20 protein-coding genes and 1 other annotated feature are annotated in these 20,337 nt (G+C 47.1%); of the genes, 17 read left to right on the forward strand and 3 right to left on the reverse strand.

Going from position 1 to position 20,337, the window contains the following annotated elements; translation table 11 throughout:
- The first annotated feature begins 22 nt into the window (after positions 1–22).
- From BMY78_RS09355 to BMY78_RS09375, 5 genes are all read left to right on the forward strand, one after another.
- Positions 23–598 carry a GNAT family N-acetyltransferase gene (locus BMY78_RS09355; protein WP_090897140.1) on the forward strand — a complete coding sequence of 192 codons (576 nt, stop codon included), beginning with the start codon at positions 23–25 and terminating at the stop codon, positions 596–598.
- A complete protein-coding gene (locus BMY78_RS09360) occupies positions 595–945 on the forward strand; it encodes a VOC family protein (RefSeq protein ID WP_090897142.1) in 351 nt (116 codons plus the stop codon). The genes BMY78_RS09355 and BMY78_RS09360 overlap by 4 nt, the downstream gene beginning before the upstream one ends.
- 65 nt (positions 946–1,010) lie before the next feature.
- Positions 1,011–2,477, forward strand: a complete 1,467-nt coding sequence (locus BMY78_RS09365) for a S8 family serine peptidase (protein ID WP_090897146.1) — start codon at positions 1,011–1,013, stop codon at positions 2,475–2,477.
- 40 nt (positions 2,478–2,517) lie between these two features.
- The gene (locus BMY78_RS09370; RefSeq protein ID WP_090897149.1) at positions 2,518–3,093 is read left to right on the forward strand and encodes a GNAT family N-acetyltransferase; all 576 of its coding nucleotides are present in this window, start codon (positions 2,518–2,520) and stop codon (positions 3,091–3,093) included.
- A 42-nt stretch (positions 3,094–3,135) separates the two neighbouring features.
- A complete protein-coding gene (locus BMY78_RS09375) occupies positions 3,136–3,726 on the forward strand; it encodes an HAD family hydrolase (RefSeq protein ID WP_090897153.1) in 591 nt (196 codons plus the stop codon).
- 148 nt (positions 3,727–3,874) lie between these two features.
- Here BMY78_RS09375 and BMY78_RS09380 read toward each other — a convergent pair whose 3' ends face one another.
- Entirely contained in the window at positions 3,875–5,401 is a 1,527-nt protein-coding gene (locus BMY78_RS09380; protein WP_090897156.1) for a sensor histidine kinase, read from the reverse strand.
- Entirely contained in the window at positions 5,401–6,084 is a 684-nt protein-coding gene (locus tag BMY78_RS09385; protein WP_090897159.1) for a response regulator transcription factor, read from the reverse strand. Before BMY78_RS09385 ends, BMY78_RS09380 begins: the two co-directional genes overlap by 1 nt.
- A gap of 203 nt (positions 6,085–6,287) precedes the next feature.
- Between BMY78_RS09385 and BMY78_RS09390 the strand changes: the two genes are divergently transcribed.
- The 11 genes from BMY78_RS09390 (at position 6,288) to BMY78_RS09440 (ending at position 18,338) form a co-directional block, all read left to right on the forward strand.
- Positions 6,288–8,555 carry a glycosyltransferase family 39 protein gene (locus BMY78_RS09390; RefSeq protein ID WP_090897163.1) on the forward strand — a complete coding sequence of 756 codons (2,268 nt, stop codon included), beginning with the start codon at positions 6,288–6,290 and terminating at the stop codon, positions 8,553–8,555.
- 33 nt (positions 8,556–8,588) lie between these two features.
- Positions 8,589–9,575 (forward strand): glycosyltransferase family 2 protein, encoded by a 987-nt coding sequence (locus BMY78_RS09395; RefSeq protein WP_090897165.1) that lies wholly within the window; start codon positions 8,589–8,591, stop codon positions 9,573–9,575.
- A complete protein-coding gene (locus BMY78_RS09400) occupies positions 9,568–10,005 on the forward strand; it encodes a GtrA family protein (RefSeq protein WP_090897167.1) in 438 nt (145 codons plus the stop codon). Before BMY78_RS09395 ends, BMY78_RS09400 begins: the two co-directional genes overlap by 8 nt.
- Before the next feature lies 1 nt (position 10,006).
- The gene (galU, locus tag BMY78_RS09405) at positions 10,007–10,879 is read left to right on the forward strand and encodes a UTP--glucose-1-phosphate uridylyltransferase GalU (RefSeq protein WP_090897170.1); all 873 of its coding nucleotides are present in this window, start codon (positions 10,007–10,009) and stop codon (positions 10,877–10,879) included.
- A 147-nt stretch (positions 10,880–11,026) separates the two neighbouring features.
- Complete coding sequence (locus tag BMY78_RS09410; protein WP_090897173.1) at positions 11,027–11,872, forward strand: class I SAM-dependent methyltransferase; 846 nt, start codon at positions 11,027–11,029, stop codon at positions 11,870–11,872.
- Between the two features lie 191 nt (positions 11,873–12,063).
- Positions 12,064–12,345 (forward strand) — a binding site (T-box leader).
- 117 nt (positions 12,346–12,462) lie between these two features.
- A complete protein-coding gene (gene asd, locus BMY78_RS09415) occupies positions 12,463–13,548 on the forward strand; it encodes an aspartate-semialdehyde dehydrogenase (protein ID WP_063563527.1) in 1,086 nt (361 codons plus the stop codon).
- A 186-nt stretch (positions 13,549–13,734) separates the two neighbouring features.
- Positions 13,735–14,838 (forward strand): amidohydrolase/deacetylase family metallohydrolase, encoded by a 1,104-nt coding sequence (locus BMY78_RS09420; protein ID WP_090902235.1) that lies wholly within the window; start codon positions 13,735–13,737, stop codon positions 14,836–14,838.
- On the forward strand, positions 14,816–15,928 hold the full coding sequence (locus BMY78_RS09425; RefSeq protein ID WP_090897177.1) for a DgaE family pyridoxal phosphate-dependent ammonia lyase: 1,113 nt from the start codon (positions 14,816–14,818) through the stop codon (positions 15,926–15,928). Before BMY78_RS09420 ends, BMY78_RS09425 begins: the two co-directional genes overlap by 23 nt.
- Positions 15,921–16,673 (forward strand): 2-dehydro-3-deoxy-phosphogluconate aldolase, encoded by a 753-nt coding sequence (locus tag BMY78_RS09430; RefSeq protein WP_090897182.1) that lies wholly within the window; start codon positions 15,921–15,923, stop codon positions 16,671–16,673. The genes BMY78_RS09425 and BMY78_RS09430 overlap by 8 nt, the downstream gene beginning before the upstream one ends.
- On the forward strand, positions 16,666–17,682 hold the full coding sequence (locus tag BMY78_RS09435) for a sugar kinase (RefSeq protein WP_090897185.1): 1,017 nt from the start codon (positions 16,666–16,668) through the stop codon (positions 17,680–17,682). Before BMY78_RS09430 ends, BMY78_RS09435 begins: the two co-directional genes overlap by 8 nt.
- Positions 17,683–18,077: 395 nt before the next feature.
- Positions 18,078–18,338, forward strand: a complete 261-nt coding sequence (locus tag BMY78_RS09440; RefSeq protein WP_256222030.1) for a hypothetical protein — start codon at positions 18,078–18,080, stop codon at positions 18,336–18,338.
- Positions 18,339–18,427: 89 nt separating this feature from the next.
- On the opposite strand, the gene BMY78_RS09445 is transcribed toward BMY78_RS09440, so the two are convergent.
- On the reverse strand, positions 18,428–19,396 hold the full coding sequence (locus BMY78_RS09445) for a bile acid:sodium symporter family protein (protein ID WP_090897187.1): 969 nt from the start codon (positions 19,394–19,396) through the stop codon (positions 18,428–18,430).
- Positions 19,397–19,531: 135 nt separating this feature from the next.
- On the opposite strand from BMY78_RS09445, the gene BMY78_RS09450 reads away from it, so the two are divergent.
- Positions 19,532–20,014, forward strand: coding sequence for a DUF6376 family protein (locus BMY78_RS09450; RefSeq protein WP_177185691.1), 483 nt, complete (start codon positions 19,532–19,534; stop codon positions 20,012–20,014).
- The last annotated feature ends 323 nt before the right edge of the window (positions 20,015–20,337 follow it).

The raw sequence follows: 20,337 nt of genomic DNA on the forward strand, positions 1-20,337 counted from the left end.
TGGCCAAGCGAGGGATATCAGAATGAGAGAGATTAACTATAGCGATTATTTTTGGCAGGATGATAAGGTTCGATTACGTGCTTTGCGTGAGGAAGATTGGGAGGATCATTATTATAACCGGTTTGATTCACCCGCTCGTCGTTTACTGGAATGTGAGGTAGAACTGCCACCTACGAATGCTGAGGCGAAGAAATTTACGGAAGCCTTCTCCGATTTTTCTCTAGACAGGGGACGGATCATGTTCACGATTGAAAATATGGATGGTGAGAATGTCGGGGGCCTGAACCTGAACAGCATCGATGAGCGGAATGGTACCTTTAGCATTGGAATTCAAATTGACAGGGATCATCGCGGAAAAGGATACGGGACGAGAGCCATTCGAATTTTGCTCAAATATGCCTTTTTCGAGCGTAGGCTTAATAAATTCAATGATTCTGTTCTCGAAGGCAATGAACCTTCCGCAGCCATGATGAGAAAGCTTGGATGTGTACAGGAGGGCGTGCGTCGTCAGGTGATTTATACCGATGGAAAATACCAGGATATGATCCTGTTCGGATTAACCAAAGACGAGTTTATTGATAAGGGGGGACTGGCGTGAGCCCTATTTTAAATCAGATCAGTACGGTGTTTATTCCTGTTCGTGATATTGAAAAGGCACGTGAGTGGTATTGCGATATATTAGGATTGCCTGTTGACGGGGAGATTTTATTTGGTCATCTGTACATTATTCCGATGAATGGAACACGTATTGTGCTAGATAGCAAAATTTATTCAGAGGATCATACATTTAAAACCCCGGCATTTCATTTTGATACACTCAACATTGAGGAAGCCTATGCGTTTATGCACTCCAAAAATGTAAATATAAGAACACCAATAGAACATGAACAATGGTTTAATTTTCAAGATCCAGACGGGAATTGGTTGATGGTATGCAAATGTTAGTTAGGATACTGACAATGTGCAAGAGGTGAAATTGTTTTAATAATATCCAAATCTGAGGTGATCGTGTGGATAGAGCAATACCCGATCCAACATGGAAAAGGTTAGGTTTTTCTGAACAGCCTGATTTTCATACTTCAGGTCAGGGAGTAGGGATCGTAATTATTGATTCAATCAAGCCACATCATCTCATAAATCACTTAAATACTCGAATTAAATGTGTTACCGTACATGAAAATCTGACCGTCACCATGAAGGACATTTCAACTAATAACGGGGAGGAAGATCACCTTAAAGGTGAGCATGGTCTTATGAGTGTGCTGGCTTTGGCCCATGAGCCAATCCGATTAGAGGGAATGACACATATCGGAATTGCACCAGCGGCCACATTTATCGTTCTTGATCATGGAGCATTTACAGCAGGAGAAGGAGAACGTCTGAAAAAAGGAATCGACTGGATCCTTGAACATGGAATCGACTGGAATATAAAAATTATTCTAAGCACGGGTTGGCAGGCATTAGATAATGAAGTTCATCTTCAGAATACGAGAGAAAACTCGACAGTAAAAGCACTGGATTCAGCCGTTCAACAGGGGATTCTGGTTATTTGCTCGAATGGAAATACACGTTTAAATAACGTTATGCCGCCAATACAGTATTTAGCGGTTGGTGGCTACGTTGATCGTGGAAAGGCTGATCGTTCATCACATGTTTCTTTCCCGGATGAACCTTATGGCAGAAATGGAGACGGTCACTTCAGACCCGATATTTTGGCACCCAGACTACATCTTACAATTCCTTCTTATAAAATGGAAGAACGTGATCGCAGTGTATCTTATTATGGAGGAACATCTGGAGCTGCTGCGCTTGTCGCTGGTGTTGCCTCCCATTTGTTCTCTCAATTTCCGGAACTAAGTTCCGATATGTTGAGGCGCGCCTTGGTTGAGCATGGTGACACATTTGAGAGTTACGATAACCCTGCTCCGAGAATTAATGTTGCTAATACGATACGTTATCTGAAAACTGCTGATGGGCCAATGTACATACCAAATACTTTACTAATTACAAGTATTGAAAACCCCTTTATGGGTATTCATTCGGTGGATGAGATTGAAAGAGCGCTTGCGTTAACTATGCTAGTTCGGAGTAATGTATTATCACGAGAAGAGTTATGGGATTTCACTGAGGATTCGTCCCCTATTGTTCGTAAAATTGCGGTATCAACCCTCCGTGAACCAATGAACGAACAAGAGCGGCAGTTTTATTGGGAGTGCTTATTGCATGAAAAAGAAGGTGGCGTAAGGGGGTGGTATATGCATGGGTTATTGCAAAATGCTCCAAAGGAGGAAATACATAATTGGATGAACTGGGCGACAGATATCAATTGGTCAGTTCGATGGTGTGTCAGCGAATATATGGCTCAATACCCAGAGTATTTCCCCCAACTTGAAAAAACGCAAGATCCTGACTCCATAACAGCCAACGCATTGCCCTTATGGCAATGGTACACGGCCTTATATTGTAAAGAAAATTAGGTTCTCAATAAACCAATAAAAGCAATGAAAAGAGGCATATATGAAACAAATTATACAAAGTGATGAATTAATCATTGATTGCAAAGATATCTATTTGCGTGAGTATCGACCTGAGGATTTGCAGAAATTGCAGGAAATCACCTGGCAACCGGAGGTTTACGAATTTTTGCCGGGTTGGAATGCGACAGTTGAAGAGAGAGCCCTTTGGCTCACTCAGTACGAAATCCCTGAGAATCAGAATTTTAAACAAGCTGTTTTGGCCGGAGGAGACATCGGAAACCTCTGTTTACGGTTGGCTATTGTGCTCAAAGAAAATGATGAGTTCATCGGATGGTGCTGCTCGGGGATCAAGGATGAACTGCCAGCGCCCAATCGGGAGATTATGTACGGCATTTCGAAACACTTCCGGAACCGTGGTTTTACAACGCAGGCAGTACAAGGAATAACGCAGTATTTATTTGAAAATACAAACGTTGAAGTATTGAATGCCATCGCTTTATTAACGAATCAGGCATCCAGCAAGGTAATACAGAAATGCAAGTTTGAATATTTGAATTGGATTGAAATCGAGAATGAACCGTACAACCATTACCAACTGTTGAAGCACCCACGATAACCCTACAGTAATGAATCAAGATGACTGCACAGGAGTGATCCCATGGATTCCAAACCCCAACTTGTTTTAGATCTGGCCGGTGTTCTGATCACCAATCTTTCCTCTTCATTCTGGCAGGAGCTTGCTAGGTATGCAGGTACGCCTTTTCCTGTTTTAATCGAGCAATTGAGTGCTATACGTAAGGATTTGTGGACAGGAAGGTTGACGGAGGAGCAGTTCTGGATCTGGATGCAAACCCAATATCCCAAGATGGATAAGATGTATGCCTATGAATTGCTTGATCACACAACAGAGTTGCTACCTGCCATGCATTGTCTTGAACGATGGAGCGAGCTGGCAGAACTTCATCTCTTGAGCAATCATTGTCATGAATGGATTCAAGCTATTTTGCCGTTGATCCAGCCGTATTGCAAGAGCATAACCATTTCCAATCAGGTCGGATATTGCAAGCCCAATATAGAGATATATGAACTTGTACAATCTCATCTAGACAGGGATGTACGTATTATATATGTGGATGATCAGGCTAAAAATTTGAAGCCTGCTGCTGAGCTGGGATGGGAAACATTACTTGCTGATGAACAGCATCAATGGATTGCTGAAATTGACGAATGGCTCGCATACCCACGATAACCCTTGATACAAAGGCACTGTTCACCATTCCACCAATCCAATAACAAACAAATAACTTTTTCATTTCTCCGCAGAAATGAAAAGGTTATTTAGCATGCGATAAGTGCCGCAATAAAACCGAAAGCGTCGTCTTACAAGCCTCGTTTAGCTAGGCTTCGCTCTTGACCAAAGGCAGCAAAATCGTAAATTCCGTTCCTGCTCCTAATTGGCTGCGCACTGTTATTTTCCCGCCATACGATTCCACAATCGAACGGGTAATGGCAAGCCCTAGACCCGCGCCTCCTTGTTTTCTGGAACGGGAAGAGCTTGTGCGATAGAAGCGTTCAAAGATATGAGGGAGATGTTCCGGTTCAATCCCAGAGCCGTTATCTTTGACGGTTAACTCGGCTTTATGCTGAGCGGCATACAACGAAATACTGATGGTTCCCCGATCTGAATCGGTGTGCTGCACTGCATTGTGGAACAGATTGAGTACAACCTGTTTTAATTTGTGAGCATCGGCCATTACATGAACTTCAGCGGTCAGGTCGAGATGAACCTGTCTTTCCTGAGCCATCATGATCAACTGTGGCTGCATTTCGAGCAGCAGACTGTCAAGTTGGATGACTTCCTGCTCCTGGTGAGGCGCCTGATCCAGCTTGGTCAGCATCAGCAGATCTTCTACAAGTTTGTTAATCCGCACCGATTCACCATACATGCTGTTCAGTGCGCTATATAATTGCTCGCTGTTGGAGGCTGCGCCACGCTGGAGCACCTCAATAAATCCGTGAATGGAGGTAAGAGGGGTACGTAGTTCATGGGAAGCATCGGACAGAAAACGCTGCATCTGTTCTTTTGACTCCCGTTCTGCTTCAAACGAGTCTTCCAGCCTCTCAAGCATGCCGTTAAATGAAAGCGCCAGCTGATCCACTTCCTGTTGTCCCTGGACAGAAGGAAGACGTTCAGCCAGGCTGCCTGCATCGATTCGTTGCACCGTATCTACCATACTGGACAATGGAATTAACGTCCGGCGAAGTGCTTTGGCGTATAGAACGAGTCCGGCCATCATAGCCAGCAGGGATAACATCAAGAAGATCAGAAGCTGTTTCACAATCAGATCTTTTAGCGGTTTCGTAGCCGTGCCCATCTGCACCATGGGTAAGCCGCGATTACGCGGTCCAGGCGAAGAGAAGACGATTAGCTGCTCATTGCCTTGATTATCCGTTACAATCCGGTACGGAACATGCTGTTTATCGTTGATCCGATCTGTAATGTTCTGATATTCAACTGACGTCAAGCGAGGAGCTGTCAGACCGTCTTCACCAAAAATATCCTCGAAGCCACTTTGATTATCAAATAAAGCCAGTGAACGATCAGGAATGTATAAGAAACGATTGCCTGATCCTCTTGGATCTGATCCGGATTGCCCGCCAAAAGGATTGTTTGTCGCACCACTTCGTGAAGACGATCCGAGCCACACAGGAGGCATGGACATGAGCTGCTCTTCCATGGTTTTCGCCTGGTTGCGATACAGAAAGCTTTCCATAATCCAGAATTGAAGAATGCCAATTAACAATAGCAGAGCAGCCAGAATGAACAGGGAGCGTGCAAGTAATTGAGAGCGGAGCGAACGTGGCGATATCCATTGATGCAGCCATGTCCAAAGATGTTTATCTTTCTTTAATAGAGAGACCATCAGAGATCCACCCTGTATCCGACACCTCGAAGTGTACGAATGAGCTTATGTTCTTTATCCCCCAGTTTGTCACGCAAGGAGCGGACGTACACCTCCACAATATTCTCTTCTCCACCAAAATCATATCCCCACACGCGGTTCAGAATGGTCGCTTTACTCAGGACAATACCATGATTGAGCACGATGAATTTTAATAGTTCATATTCGGTTGGAGATAACTCCAGAATCTGATCGTGATAGGTAATCTCTTTGCGTTGATCATCAATTCGGAATGGGCCATGAGTCACAGCCCCTATTAATAAAGGAAACTGATTACGCAGCCTTGCCTGAATCCGTGCAAGCAGTTCATCGAACGCAAAAGGCTTAATCATATAATCGTCAGCACCAAGCCATAGGCCTTTTACCCGATTTTCGACTTCATCTTTGGCTGTCAGCATGATCACCCCGACGTGAGCCCCGCTCTTGCGCAGACGCTCAACAACCTCAAACCCATCCATCTCGGGCATCATGACATCCAGAATGGCCATATGTGGACGAAAGTCGAGTGCCAATTCAAGCGCAGCGGCTCCATCCGGGGCCGTACGTACGTCAAATCCTTCGTTGCTTAGTCCTAGCTCCAGAAATTGCAAAATATGTGGTTCATCATCGGCCAATAGTATTTTAATGCCAGTACTTAGCTTCATAAGCAGGCGTTCCCTCCCGTTAAATCCATCAATTACATACCCTCAATTCTAGAGGTCTATATGCTGTATTATCGCTCGCCAAACTGAAAATTAGCTGAAAAGTTTGCAAGTTATCCTCAGGCAACATTCAGCGGGCACTCATCCCAGTTTTATTTTGGCCTGTCACAATAGTAGACATGAAGAATTTGAAGGAGTGATTGAGATTGAATAACGCCAAACGAAGGATTGACCTTGTCCTTCTGCCGATTGTTTTACTGGCGGCATTTCTGAACGGGTATGGCATCTGGAACGACCAATATGCCAATTCCTATTATACGACCGCCGTCGGGAGCATGCTGAGGAATTTCCATAACTTTTTCTATGCATCGCTTGACTCGGCTGGTTCGGTAACCGTAGACAAACCACCGGTTGTCTTCTGGATTCAAACCGCTTTTGCTTACGTTTTTGGATTGCATGGATGGAGTGTTATTTTACCGCAAGCGTTAGCGGGGATCGGTTCGGTGCTGCTGATATATTTCATGGTCAAGCCTACATTTGGTCTTGCCGCAGCGCGAATCTCGGCACTTGCAATGGCGACTGTTCCTGTTGTGGCAGCAGTCAGCCGCACCAACAATATTGACAGCATGCTGGTATTCACATTGCTGCTGGGTTCATGGTTTTTGTTCAAGGGAAGCAAACAAGGCAGTACGTGGCGTATCCTGGTTGCCTTTGCACTTATTGGGCTTGCATTTAATATGAAAATGCTGCAAGCCTATATGATTCTTCCGGCTTTCTACTTGTTCTATCTGCTTGCATTCAATGCAAAGTGGAGAAGAAAAATCATTCTGCTGATCGGAAGTACGGCGGTGCTGGCAGTCGTTTCCTTATCCTGGGCAGTCACCGTGGATTCAATACCTACAGATGAACGGCCTTATATCGGCAGCAGTGAAACCAATTCAGTGCTGGAGTTGGCTTTTGGATATAACGGCTTATCCCGTCTCACAGGGCAACAGAACAGATCAGCGAATGCTGGCATGCCAAACGCCTCCAATGAAGGCAAGGCCCGTGGCAACGCAGCTTCCCAGACCTCAGCATCTGATCATTCGGCCAGCGGCTCGGCTCCAACAGGCAATGCACCGGGAAATGGTGAAATGGGTGGCATGAATGGAATGACTTTCCCGGGTGGTCAGATGCCTAACGGTGGCGAGATGCCTAATGGAAGAAATTTCGGTGGTGGTAATGGCGGCGGTGGTGGCATGGGCGGCATGTTTGGTACCGGGGAGAAAGGTCCTCTGAGGTTATTCCAGACCGAACTGTCCGGTCAGGCCAGTTGGCTTTTGCCGATGGTATTGCTTGGCTGCATCGCCATATTTGCAGGGTTAAAACGGAGAAATATAACCGAGAAGCATAAGGAAGCTTTGTTCTGGCTGGCCTGGCTGCTTCCGGTAGCTGCTTTCTTCAGTGTGGCTGGTTTCTTCCATCAATATTATCTGATTATGCTCGCCCCTCCAGTAGCGGCATTAACCGGAGCAGGATTTGCAGCCATGTGGACGGCGTACCGTGAACGCCATGGCTGGCAAGCCTGGCTGCTTCCGATATCCGTACTGCTTACGACCATCTTCGGCTGGTATATCATGCAGGTGTATAACGAAACTATCGGGGCAGCTTGGTCTATAGCTGAATTAATTGCAGGCATTCTGATTACGGTTATCCTGATTGTGATGCTTAATCGTTCACATCCATGGAAACAGGGTTTGATTATCGCAGGCTTCATGGTCATGCTGATCGGTCCGACCTATTGGGCCTTTACCCCTATCACGTATGGAGGCAACAGCATGATTCCGGCGGCTGGACCGACAGGTTCCAATGGGATGTTCGGCGGAATGGGCATGGCGATGGGAGATAGACAAGGTGATCGCAATGGTGGCGGTATGGGTATGGCTCAGCCGAATACATCAAATGACACCAACACCGATCAGGCTTTTCCATCGTCCGATGAAGCTGACCCGAACAATGCGGGCATGGGAACACCTCCGAATTCAGGCGGAAACATGAATGGCGGAGGAGGCTTGCCGACGACAGGTGGTCGAGGTGGAGCGGGAAACCGCAACGAAGAAGTGGACATCACAACACTGAATTATCTGAGAGAGCATAACACAGGTGAAACCTATCTCTTTGCAACAACGGACTATAACCAGGCAGCCCCATATATCATCGATGAGAATGAAGCAGTCATTACGCTTGGCGGATTCTCCGGCTCAGATCCGGTGTATACCCCGGAAAAACTGGAACAACTCGTGAAGAGTGGACAGGTGAAATACTTCATGGTAGGTGGCATGGGCGGCCGAGGTGGCAGTTCGGATATCGGTGACTGGATCAAGGAGCATGGTACCGAAATTCCAACGTCAGAGTGGAAGACAGGTACGGATAGCGGTTCGGGTTCCGGTTTCGGTTTCGGTGGTCAAACCACTTTATATGAAGTGAAATTATAAGCGTGATCAAATGGTACAAGGGAGGGAACGAACATGGCTCAAAAGTGCCGTTACAGCATTATCATTCCAATGTATAACGAAGAAGCGGTGATTGAGGAGACCTATCGGCGTTTGAAAAAAGTCATGGGCAGTACGGGAGAGAGCTACGAGCTTCTCTTTGTCAACGACGGCAGCGTGGACCAAAGTGCACAGATGATCCGTGACTACGCCCGTTGGGACGAGAGTGTGAAGCTGATTGATTTTGCACGCAACTTCGGTCACCAGATCGCAATTACGGCAGGGATGGATTATGCAGCAGGCGATGCAGTCGTCATTATTGATGCGGATCTTCAGGACCCTCCCGAGCTGATATTGGACATGATCGCCAAGTGGAAAGAGGGCTATGAGGTTGTCTATGCCCGTCGGACCAGACGAAGCGGGGAGACCCGCTTCAAGAAATGGTCGGCAAGCCTGTTCTATCGTGTACTGCGTGCGTCGACGGATACGGATATTCCAGTGGACACGGGTGATTTCCGTTTGATTGATCGCAAGGTATGTGATGAGATGAAACGTCTTCCTGAAAAAAATCGATTTGTCCGCGGTCTGGTCAGTTGGGTGGGATTCCGTCAGACGGCCATTGAGTATGAACGGGATGAACGCTTGGCAGGGGAGACCAAATACCCGCTAAAACGCATGCTGAAGCTGAGTCTGGACGGCATCACCTCATTCTCACACAAACCGCTCAAGCTTGCAGGTTACGTGGGAGCTGTTTTATCCATCGGAGGCTTCATCTATATGCTAAGTGTCATCGCTTCAGCGATATTTACCGATTCAACGATCAAAGGATGGCCTTCAATGGTCAGCATCATGCTGATTTTTAACGGCTTCACATTGGTCATGCTGGGCATTCTTGGCGAGTATGTTGGCCGAATCTATGATGAAACGAAGGCGCGTCCGCTCTATATCATAAGAGATGTGTATCAGGTGGAAAGTCAGTCGAGTCAGTCACGGTTAACGGGCAGAGTTGCTCATCATGACTAATCGGTTGGTCACTATATTTAAGTTCGGAATTGTGGGTGTCCTGAATACGGCAGTGGATGCGATGGTATTCACGCTGCTCGCTGCCGCAGGCGCACATGCTCTAATTGCCCAGGTGATCTCGTATAGCTGTGGGGTCGTGAACAGTTACTGGTGGAACGGCAGATGGACCTTTCAGAATGCGGGAAGACAGGGCAAAAAAAACGAAATCATACGTTTTGTAATTACCAATCTAGTTGTTCTGGCGTTATCCTCTCTGATTCTGTACATCTGCAATAGCACATTAGGTTGGAGCGTTGTCATGAGTAAAATACTGGCGACTCTCTCGGGCATGGTTATAAACTATATCGCCAGTCGGTATTGGGTGTTCCGGGCTGAGCCTGTTCAAGGATCTGACCCTTCATCTGATGCTAATGAAAGGAGTATTTCATAATATGAGAATTAAAAAAGCAGTCATTCCGGCAGCGGGGCTTGGCACCCGATTCTTGCCTGCAACCAAGGCACAACCCAAAGAAATGCTGCCGATAGTGGACAAACCGGCCATCCAATACATTGTGGAAGAAGCGGTACAATCGGGCATTGAAAATATTATCATCGTAACCGGACGCAATAAAAAATCAATCGAAGATCATTTTGACAAATCGGTTGAATTGGAGCATTCCCTGTATGCCAAAGGCAAGCAAGCGCTATTGGAAGAAGTGCAAGCGATCAGCGAGATGGCGAGTATTCATTTTATCCGGCAAAAAGAGCCGCTTGGATTAGGCCATGCGATTGGATGTGCTCGTCAGTTTGTGGGAGATGATCCATTCGCCGTACTGCTTGGTGATGATATTATGGTGTCAGATCCACCAGCGCTCGCACAGATGATTCATTTATATGAAAAGACAGGCAGCCAGATTGTTGGCGTGCGGCAGGTGCAACCTGCTGACGTGAGTAAATACGGGATTATCGATTCACAAGGGGCAGAGGATCGGGTTCACCGGATCACCAATCTGGTAGAGAAACCTTCCATTGCAGAAGCGCCCTCCCGAACAGCTGTGATGGGACGTTACATTCTGAAACCTTCCATCTTTCCCATTCTGGATCGAATCGAGAGAGGGGCGGGAGGGGAGTATCAGCTAACGGATGCGTTGAAAGAAGTAAGCCAGGTGGAGGAATTACTGGCTCTTGAACTGGAAGGACGCCGCTACGATATTGGTGATCAGTTCGGATATATTCAGGCGATCCTGGAGATTGGACTGATGCGTAAGGAACTACAGCCCATGCTGACACCATATCTTCAGAAGCTTGCAACGCAGTGGGCATAGGGATTGATATGTAGCAGAGGTTTAGATCTGCTGTAGGAGGGGCTCCTCCGTGCAATGGTCCTGTCATAGACTCCAGCCTTGTACAATGATGCCTGTCACGCTACAATGAGCAGGAAGTTCAAGTTACTCTTTGAGGAGTGAGGAATCATGAGTGAGACTATCATCAGGGATCTTATTCAGTATATGGACGTGGAGGACAACGCCGCCATTCAATACATTCAGACCGAGCATCGGTTGAAACTGGGACTCTTTTGGGGAATCAAGGAAGGCAGCCGCGTTCTGGAAATCGGTTGTGGTCAGGGAGATACAACGGCCGTGCTTGCACATCTGGTTGGGGAGCATGGGTACGTTCATGGTGTAGATATTGCACCAGAGGATTATGGTGCACCACTGACCGTAGGGGAAGCGGCAGCCAAGCTGCTGAAATCTCCGCTGGGTGACCGAATTCGAATGGATTATGAGTTTGACATCCTAAGTGATCAGGCTCAATTCGCCGAGAATGAGTTTGATGTGATTGTACTTTCCCATTGTTCATGGTACTTAAAATCATTTGACGAACTCGCCCAGATTCTTAGCAAGGTTAGGACGTGGGGACATCAGCTATGTTTCGCTGAATGGGATACACGAGTTACTGATGTGAGCCAGCTCTCACATTGGTTATCCGTTCTGATTCAGTCCCAGGTCGAGTGTTACAAGGAGAACAGCTTCTCCAATGTGCGCACGCTTTTTACACCGGAGGATATCCAAGAGCTTGTCTCTGCGGCGGGCTGGACAATTAAGGAAGAGATTTCGATCCATTCTTCCGAGCTGCAGGACGGTCGTTGGGAAACCGAAATGACACTGGCAGAAGCGCCTGTGGAACTGCAAATGCTTCCGATCCCGGACAAAGTAAAAACACTTCTTCTTTCCGAACTGAAATTACTTAGGTCACATCATGCGACGGGGCCTGGGAGACCACTGGGAACGTATGCGATTGTTGCCAAAAAGCAGTAAAGAAATAGCCATTTGCAGCAATTTATAAGAAAAACGTCTATCGACGTACTTACACAGAAGACAGACCGCGTGTAGCTGCAATTTTTGTTGCGATAATTGAACTGTTCAGTTCTGCTGAAAACGTATAAATTCCAAAATCTAAAAAAATGTGTTTACTTCACGATAGTAATTTTGATATTATAATCGCAATATCAAATGCGATGAAGAGATGAGTAGATAAAAGGTTTCTTTCACAGAGAGCTCCGGCAGCTGAAAAGGGGTAAAGAATTTTTTGTTGAATAAAGACTCAGAGCAGCACATCGGAACTTTCATGATCGAGGGATGGTGTGACAGGAGCTCCTGTTACAGAGCGAGAGTATATGCGGATGCGGCAAGATGGAGTGCGTGCGGTTATCCTTAACTCGAAGAGGCTGGTATGGCGACATATTGGCGAATCTGGGTGGTACCACGAGTGTAACAATCTCGTCCCTGAGACTTTTGTCTTGGGGATGGGATTTTTTGGTTTTTCCGGGATGTTGGCTACACGCTTTGGAAATGCCTGAATAGTGTTTAATTAGAGGAAACTCACACCGAAAGGAAATGATGATTTTATGTCAGCAAAATTGAAAGTCGGTATCGTTGGAGGAACGGGGATGGTGGGTCAGCGTTTTGTGGATCTGCTCAATGAACACCCATGGTTTGAAGTAACGGCTATTTCAGCAAGTGCCAACTCGGCAGGCAAAACATACGAAGAATCCGTACAAGGCAGATGGAAGCTCGCTGCTGCGATCCCGGAAGCCGTGAAAAACATCGTTGTGCAGGATGCTTCCCAAGTGGAAGCTTTTGCGAGCCAGGTTGATTTTATATTCTGTGCTGTAGATATGAAAAAGAATGAAATTCAAGCGCTCGAAGAGGCTTATGCCAAAACGGGAACTCCGGTTGTTTCCAACAACTCGGCTCACCGCTGGACAGCGGACGTACCCATGGTCATTCCGGAAATTAACCCGGGACATCTGGACGTGATTGAAGCTCAACGCAAACGTCTTGGAACGAAAACCGGATTCATCGCAGTTAAACCAAACTGCTCCATTCAGAGCTATGTGCCTGCACTTCACGCGTTGCGTGAGTTCAATCCAACTCAAGTGGTGGCTTCCACATATCAAGCGATCTCTGGCGCAGGTAAAAACTTTACCGACTGGCCGGAAATGCTGGATAACGTGATTCCATACATCGGTGGCGAGGAAGAGAAAAGTGAACAGGAGCCGCTTCGCATCTGGGGAAGCATTCAAAATAATGAGATTGTAAAAGCGTCGTCCCCATTAATTACAACACAATGTATTCGTGTTCCGGTAACAGATGGTCACCTGGCGACAGTTTTTGTATCCTTTGAGAAAAAACCATCCAAAGAAGAAATTCTGGACCGTTGGCTGCAATTCAAAGGTCGTCCGCAAGAACTGGGTCTGCCAAGCGCACCGAAACAGTTCATTACGTATTTCGAAGAAGAGAACAGACCCCAAACGAAGCTGGATCGTGACATCGAGCGCGGTATGGGTGTTTCTACGGGCAGACTGCGCGAAGACTCCCTGTATGATTACAAGTTTGTAGGACTGTCTCACAACACGCTGCGTGGAGCAGCAGGCGGTGCTGTACTGATCGCTGAATTGCTCAAAGCTGAAGGATATATTCAGCCGAAATAAACAGGATTGTGGAAATAGGAATAGAAGTAATAGAATATGACTGACAGGCTACCCCTTTTAGTAGACAAGAGTATGAGCATCTGGAAAGATGAATTTATTTTTGTTGAACAGAGGGGTATTTTCATATCAATACATATGAAGCAGGAACAGGTGAATCCAATATTCCAGAACAGGAAGGGGATTGTGATGGACGGTCAGCTGGTATTGCGTCGAGTCCGTCTTACAAGCAGCGATGAAGCGGTAGATATAGTAATCCATAAAGGCAGGATTGTGAAGATCGCTCTTGGCGGAACGGCAACGGGAGATCGGATGTGGGAGTCGCCTGGAGCATACGTATCCAGCGGATGGATCGACATGCATGTGCATGCATTTCCAGAGTTTGATCCTTATGGGGACGATATGGATGAAATTGGTGTAAAGCAGGGCGTTACTACAATTGTGGACGCAGGCAGCTGCGGGGCTGATCGAATTGGCGATCTGGCGATAAGCGCTCATAAGGCGGCTACCCGGCTGTTTGCCTTTTTGAACATATCTCGACTCGGCTTACTGCGTACTGACGAATTGTCGAATCTGGACTGGATTGATCGGGACAAGGTGCTAGAGGCTGCCCGGGCATATCCTGAGTTCATCGTGGGATTAAAATCGAGAATCAGTGGAAGTGTGGTCGGCAAAAACGGCCTGCAGCCGCTGTATTTGGCAAGAGAGTTTTCGCAGGAAACAGGCCTGCCGCTTATGGTTCACATTGGATCAGCCCCACCGGATATTCGTGAGGTGATGCCGATCTTACAGGATGGTGATGTAGTCACTCACTATTTGAATGGAAAAAGCAATAATTTGTTCGATGATAGCGGCGCGCCGCTGGAAGTATTGCAGGATGCCATCAAGCGTGGGGTGCATTTGGATGTAGGACATGGGACAGCGAGTTTTTCATTTCAGGTTGCAGAAGCTGCCAAGCAGCATGGGATTGACCCGGATACAATCAGTACGGATATTTACAGGGGCAATCGCCTGAACGGCCCGGTCTACAGCATGGCTAATCTGTTAAGCAAGTTTCTGGCACTTGGTTACTCGTTGAGCGAGACGATAGATCGAGTGACCGTACGGGCAGCAGAGTGGCTGCGCAGACCGCAGCTGGGGAGGATTCAGGCAGGTGATGAAGCTAATTTGACTCTTTTTCAAGTAGTGGACAAGCTTGTAACGCTTGTGGACTCCGAGGGCGTAAGCAAGATAGCCAGCCGTCAAATTGAAGTAAAAGGAGTGATTGTGGGTGAGCAATTCATTGAATGTTAAATATGGACTGAAACGTGTTATCAACGCCAGCGGCCGGATGAGTATTCTCGGCGTATCGGCACCGACGGACACAGTCATGGACGCCATGAAGCAAGGTGGGCAGAGTTATGTGGAAATCGCAGACCTTGTAGACAAATCAGGGGATTATGTGTCCCGTCTAATCGGTGCCGAAGCGGCCGTTGTTGTCAATTCCGCCTCAAGCGGCATCGCGCTCTCCGTAGCTGCCATGGTAACAAAGGGTAACCGCCACGCAAGTTTGAAGCTGCATCAGGAAGTCATTACGAACAATGAAATTGTTATGCTGAAAGGCCACAATGTACAATACGGAGCTCCTGTGGAGACGATGGTTTACCTTGGTGGTGGAAAGCTGATCGAAGCCGGATATGCCAACGAAGGTCGGGCTGAGCATATCGCTGATGCGGTTTCCGACAAAACGGCTGCCATCCTGTACGTCAAATCCCATCATGCGGTACAGAAAAACATGATTTCCGTAGAGGAGGCCTGGCAGGTTGCCCAGAAGTGCGAGGTACCCCTCATAGTCGATGCGGCTGCGGAAGAGGACCTGCACAAATATGTGAAGTATTCGGATCTAGCCATTTACAGCGGATCCAAGGCCATTGAAGGCCCAACTTCCGGTATTGTGGCAGGTAAACGAACCTATATCGAATGGTTGAAGGTTCAGCTTCACGGGATCGGGCGCAGTATGAAGGTTGGTAAAGAAACTACGTTTGGCTTGCTTCAGGCTTTGGATGAATATGCAGTCAAAGCGGACCATAGTGAGCAGGAAAAGGATTCCTTGCAGGCGCTAATGTCACTCAATCAGATAGCCGGGATTCAGGTATCGATCGTTCAGGACGAAGCGGGCCGAGCGATTTACAGAGGGCGCATTCAGGTCGACGAGGCGAAGGCGGGGATCAGTGCCAAACAGCTCAATGAGGAGCTGAGGGGCGGACCTATCGCCATTTATACACGTGATTATGGCGTAAGGCAGGGGTATTTCGATATTGATCCACGCCCGTTGATGGGGGATGACATGCGTGTCATTGAAGATCGAATTCGACAGCTGACAGGAGGAGAAGGACATGTCTGAGATCGCAAAACGATTTTATAACAATCGGGTGGCTTTGAATGTGCTTGCCAAGGACATTACGAATGCAAAAGAGGTTTTTGATGCGGCTGAGGGCCATGTTCTCGTCGGTGTTCTTTCCAAGGATTACGCTACTGTGTCAGAAGCAGTCGAGGCGATGGAAGCCTATGGCCGTGAAATTGACAATGCCGTTTCAATTGGACTGGGTGCCGGAGACAATCGGCAGGCTGCTGTCGTCGCCGAAATCGTCAAACATTTTCCGGGCAGTCATATCAATCAGGTATTTCCGGCAGTCGGTGCGACACGGGCAAATCTCGGAGACCGGGACAGCTGGATTAACAGTCTCGTCTCCCCGACAGGTCAGCCGGGCTTTGTCAATATTTCGACGGGGCCAGTGAGCGCTGCCCAATCCGAGCTTGCCGTCGTGCCTGTGCACGCTGCCATCGCATTGGTGCGGGATATGGGTGGCAATGCGTTGAAGTATTTCCCGATGCAGGGTCTGAAAAGGGAAGAGGAGCTGCGAGCAGTAGCGAAAGCGTGTGCTGAAGCAGACTTTGCGCTAGAGCCTACCGGTGGCATAGATATGGATAATTTTGAAGCCATTCTCGAAATTGCACTGGAGGCGGGGGTTCCGCAGGTTATTCCACATGTGTATTCCTCCATTATTGATCAGGAGGGTCTGACCCTTGTACGTGATGTGCAGTCGTTATATGCATCAATGAAGATGCTGGCGAAGAAGTATGGTTAAACGCGTAGGGGCTTTTGGCGAAGTCATGATGCGACTTGAAGTTCCGGGACATGATCTGTTGATTCAGAGTAATCTGCTGAAATACTCCTTTTCGGGCAGTGGGGTCAATGTAGTATCGGCGATGACACGTTACGGATACTCAGGCCTGCTGGTGTCGAGGCTTCCAGTCAATCCGCTGGGTGATGCCGCCGAATCCTATTTGCGCGGACTGGGCCTGAGCACCGAGTATGTGCTTCGCGGAGGGCAGTATATCGGGATGTATTTTCTGGAGAATGGTTATGGGGCCAGACCTGGGCGGGTGACCTACTCTAACCGGATGGAGAGCAGCTTTAATATTGCCTCAGAAGGCACGTATCCCTTTGCGACAATTGCATCGGGCATGGATGCTATTCATTTCTGCGGAATCACGCTGGCGATGAATGATTCGGTGAGACTGGCGATGAAAAAATTGGCACAGGCGGTCAAAGAACAAGGCGGCACAGTTGTTTTTGATTGTAATTATCGTCCAGCTCTATGGGGTGATCAGGGTTATGTCGCGGCGAAGCCGCACTATGAGGAAATGTTGCATTTGTCAGATATCGTCCTGATGAATGAGCGGGATGCTCTTCATATTCTGGGGCTGAATACGGATAAAGTACAGAGGGAAGAGCAGCTGAATGAGCTCATTCCCGTCGTTGCCGAACGGTATGGCGTGCGTACCCTTGCCGGAACGCATCGTACCATATACAGCGATAACCGACACTGCCTACAGGGTTATCTGTTCAAGGAAGGGGCGTTCGCCTATTCCGAGCCGTTGACCTTTTCCGTTTATGACCGGATCGGCGCGGGCGATGCGTTTGCAAGCGGTATTATGTATGGTGAACTGGAGGCTTGGATGCCAGAGGAGACCATCTCTTTTGCTGCAACAGCCGGAATGCTGGCGCATACCGTAGCAGGTGATACACCGATGGCTTCCGCTGGAGACATCATACAGGCGAGGAACAGCATCGTGCGTGATGTAACAAGGTAATATTTTAGTGGGAAATGCCTGGAACGTATGAGCGATAGATGCTGATCTTCTTCTCGATTAACATTGTCTCGGTACGATCCTCCAGAATTGTGGGCTTTCTGAAATCGTTGTGATACCCTTGTGAATTAGTGTGAGGAAAATGGAAATAGAGTGTACGGGGATCTGTAGGATAGGCACTTTACTTCAAAGTGTCACTCATTGCAGGTCCTTTGTGTATTGGAGATGGAGGATATGTAATAAAAATTTGATGTTAAAACTGATATGGTAAATATTACATTGAAAATTCATGAGATTTCCGGTATTTTTATTAACGGCAAACTTTTCTTTTATAAAGTAGAAGTAGATTGTCTTAGCAGGTAGCAATTGAAATGAAGAAGAAAGGAGGAAGAAATATTATGTCAGAAGTTGCTAGTCAAAGAGTACATAAGCCAGGACCACAGCCAGTAAGTTTCGGTAGTTGGATGCTCACATTGTTCCTTATGGCGATTCCGCTTGTAAACATTATTATGTTGTTTGTATGGGCATTTGGAGATTCTAACCCTTCCAAAGCCAATTATGCCAAAGCAGCATTGCTGTGGGCAGCGATTGGAATTGTAATATGGATACTTCTCGTTGTTCTGGGTGTTTCAGCAACGTTCTACGATTCGAATTATTAGTTTTCAAGAAGAATTAGCAAATAGTGTATAGTGATACCCCAAAAAAACGCCGACCATATGGTCGGCGTTTTTGCTTTGCTTATTTTGTACTAGGCTGCAGACGTCTTATCAGCATTGTGAAGCGTCTGCGAGCGGCGTCCAAGCAGATATCCTGCAAGCGAGGCCAACATCTGCTGGAATACCATGCCGAGCACAACCGGGACGGCTACTGGTGGAGGGAAATACGATACGGCAAGCACCGCTCCCGAACTAATATTACGCATGCCTCCGTTGAACACAAGTGCGACCTGATCGGCTTCATTCCAACCGAGTAATCGGGCAATGAAGTAACTCAGAGCATAGCCAAATGAGGCCAGAAAAATAATGATCGCTGCCAGACCAGCAAGCTGCCAGTTAAAGTCAGATAAATAAGGAGCAACAACAGAGCCATTAATTGCGACAACCGCTGCCATGAACAATTTGGAGAACGGATTCAGTCTGGGCCCCCAGACCGGAACAATGGCCCCTTTGGTCCATTCATTCAAAAGCATCCCAAGCAAGGAAGGGACAACGATCATCCAGAACAAACTGCTCATCATGGCTGCTATATCCAACGATACGCTAGTGCCGATCAGCAAGGATAACACGCCAGGTACGACGAAAGGAGCAAGTATGGTGTCAATCAGGATAATTGACAGCGTCAGCGCGATATTGCCCCGATAGATGCTAACCCAGATAAAGCTGCTCACACCTGTCGGAATAAGGGCAGCCAGCACAAGGCCAGTTATCGTGTAGGCATCCGTTGGGAAAACGAGATGACCCATGCCCAGAGCAATGAGAGGCATCGCCAAGTGTAAAATAAACAGACAAACAAATAGCGGAAAAGGCTTCTTCATCACGTTCACAAAATCCCGTATCCCGAGACTGATGCTTCCGGCAAACGTCATGAACGCAAAAAGCCATGGCGACAAAAAGGTATAAGAAGAAAGAAGACTCCCGCAAAGAACGCCAATAATAATACTGATTGGAGTAATCAGTGGCATGATGCGGTTCAAGCGTACATTTAAGGCCTGAAGCATATTCATGACATCCCTTTACCGTATGATTCCTTTATTATACATGTTAATAACGCTGAGTGCAGACCCATTTGCAATGTAGCATACGGAGCAGTTATCATAAATTTGGAAGAAACACTTCAAGTTGAAGAAGGGGAGATGGTCATAATCAAACGGAAAAGAAAGCACACATTGATGATGGCAGGCCTTATTACGTCAAGTATTCTTGTGTTATCTGCCTGTTCTGTTATAGAACAAGCGAATCAAAGTTTGAATTACGTTAGTGGGGCTACTGATTATATAGAGCAAGTATCGAACGCCGGAGCCGATCTGCAAGAACTCGCATCAGGAGCGGTGAGTAACCCGGAAATAACAAACCAGGTACAGGAGAAAATAGATCAGATTCAGGCGGAAGCCAGCGAATTCTCTCAGCTGACAGCACCAGCGATCGGGGAAAGCATTCATGAAAATCTGGTCAGTTACAACAATCAATTAACCGAAGTGGTGGGTCAATTTGAGAACACGCTTGCAGAGCAGGGCTTTACGGCAGAAAACTGGGAAAAGACAGGGATTCCCGAATTGATCACCAATATTAATGGTTTAAAAGATCCGTTAAGCGGGCTGGGGAACCAATCCAATTAAGAGTTAAACCATGTTAGGCTTAGAGCAAAGGGGCTTCATGCCCAAAAAGGACGATATAACGGAGTGATTTTGATCACTTGCGGATTTCGTCCTTTTTATTTTTCTAATATTAAGATGTTGATTTGCCACGGATTTTGGAGCTTAAATCTTCTATCTGTTCATCCAGGACGTTTCCTGCTTTACTCAGAAACCCTTTAATAAGTTCCAGCTCTTCCTCTGTGTAAGTGGAAGCCAGATTAACCATAGCGGCATGAAGGGTGAGGTATGTGCTGCTGACCCTCTTCCTTGTTTTCGTACAAAGGCAAAATGATGACTTTACGGCG

The organism is Paenibacillus sp. OK076 (assembly GCF_900110055.1).
Lineage (GTDB): Bacteria > Bacillota > Bacilli > Paenibacillales > Paenibacillaceae > Paenibacillus.

What these genes read in the sequence shown, in the direction of transcription:
- BMY78_RS09355 (WP_090897140.1), top strand. Translation starts at nt 23, where the DNA reads ATGAGAGAGATTAACTATAGCGATTATTTTTGGCAGGATGATAAGGTT.
- BMY78_RS09370 (WP_090897149.1), top strand. Translation starts at nt 2,518, where the DNA reads ATGAAACAAATTATACAAAGTGATGAATTAATCATTGATTGCAAAGAT.
- BMY78_RS09375 (WP_090897153.1), top strand. Translation starts at nt 3,136, where the DNA reads ATGGATTCCAAACCCCAACTTGTTTTAGATCTGGCCGGTGTTCTGATC.
- BMY78_RS09380 (WP_090897156.1), bottom strand. Translation starts at nt 5,401, where the DNA reads ATGGTCTCTCTATTAAAGAAAGATAAACATCTTTGGACATGGCTGCAT.
- BMY78_RS09385 (WP_090897159.1), bottom strand. Translation starts at nt 6,084, where the DNA reads ATGAAGCTAAGTACTGGCATTAAAATACTATTGGCCGATGATGAACCA.
- BMY78_RS09395 (WP_090897165.1), top strand. Translation starts at nt 8,589, where the DNA reads ATGGCTCAAAAGTGCCGTTACAGCATTATCATTCCAATGTATAACGAA.
- BMY78_RS09400 (WP_090897167.1), top strand. Translation starts at nt 9,568, where the DNA reads ATGACTAATCGGTTGGTCACTATATTTAAGTTCGGAATTGTGGGTGTC.
- galU (WP_090897170.1), top strand. Translation starts at nt 10,007, where the DNA reads ATGAGAATTAAAAAAGCAGTCATTCCGGCAGCGGGGCTTGGCACCCGA.
- BMY78_RS09410 (WP_090897173.1), top strand. Translation starts at nt 11,027, where the DNA reads ATGAGTGAGACTATCATCAGGGATCTTATTCAGTATATGGACGTGGAG.
- asd (WP_063563527.1), top strand. Translation starts at nt 12,463, where the DNA reads ATGTCAGCAAAATTGAAAGTCGGTATCGTTGGAGGAACGGGGATGGTG.
- BMY78_RS09420 (WP_090902235.1), top strand. Translation starts at nt 13,735, where the DNA reads ATGGACGGTCAGCTGGTATTGCGTCGAGTCCGTCTTACAAGCAGCGAT.
- BMY78_RS09430 (WP_090897182.1), top strand. Translation starts at nt 15,921, where the DNA reads ATGTCTGAGATCGCAAAACGATTTTATAACAATCGGGTGGCTTTGAAT.
- BMY78_RS09435 (WP_090897185.1), top strand. Translation starts at nt 16,666, where the DNA reads ATGGTTAAACGCGTAGGGGCTTTTGGCGAAGTCATGATGCGACTTGAA.
- BMY78_RS09440 (WP_256222030.1), top strand. Translation starts at nt 18,078, where the DNA reads ATGTCAGAAGTTGCTAGTCAAAGAGTACATAAGCCAGGACCACAGCCA.
- BMY78_RS09445 (WP_090897187.1), bottom strand. Translation starts at nt 19,396, where the DNA reads ATGCTTCAGGCCTTAAATGTACGCTTGAACCGCATCATGCCACTGATT.
- BMY78_RS09450 (WP_177185691.1), top strand. Translation starts at nt 19,532, where the DNA reads ATGGTCATAATCAAACGGAAAAGAAAGCACACATTGATGATGGCAGGC.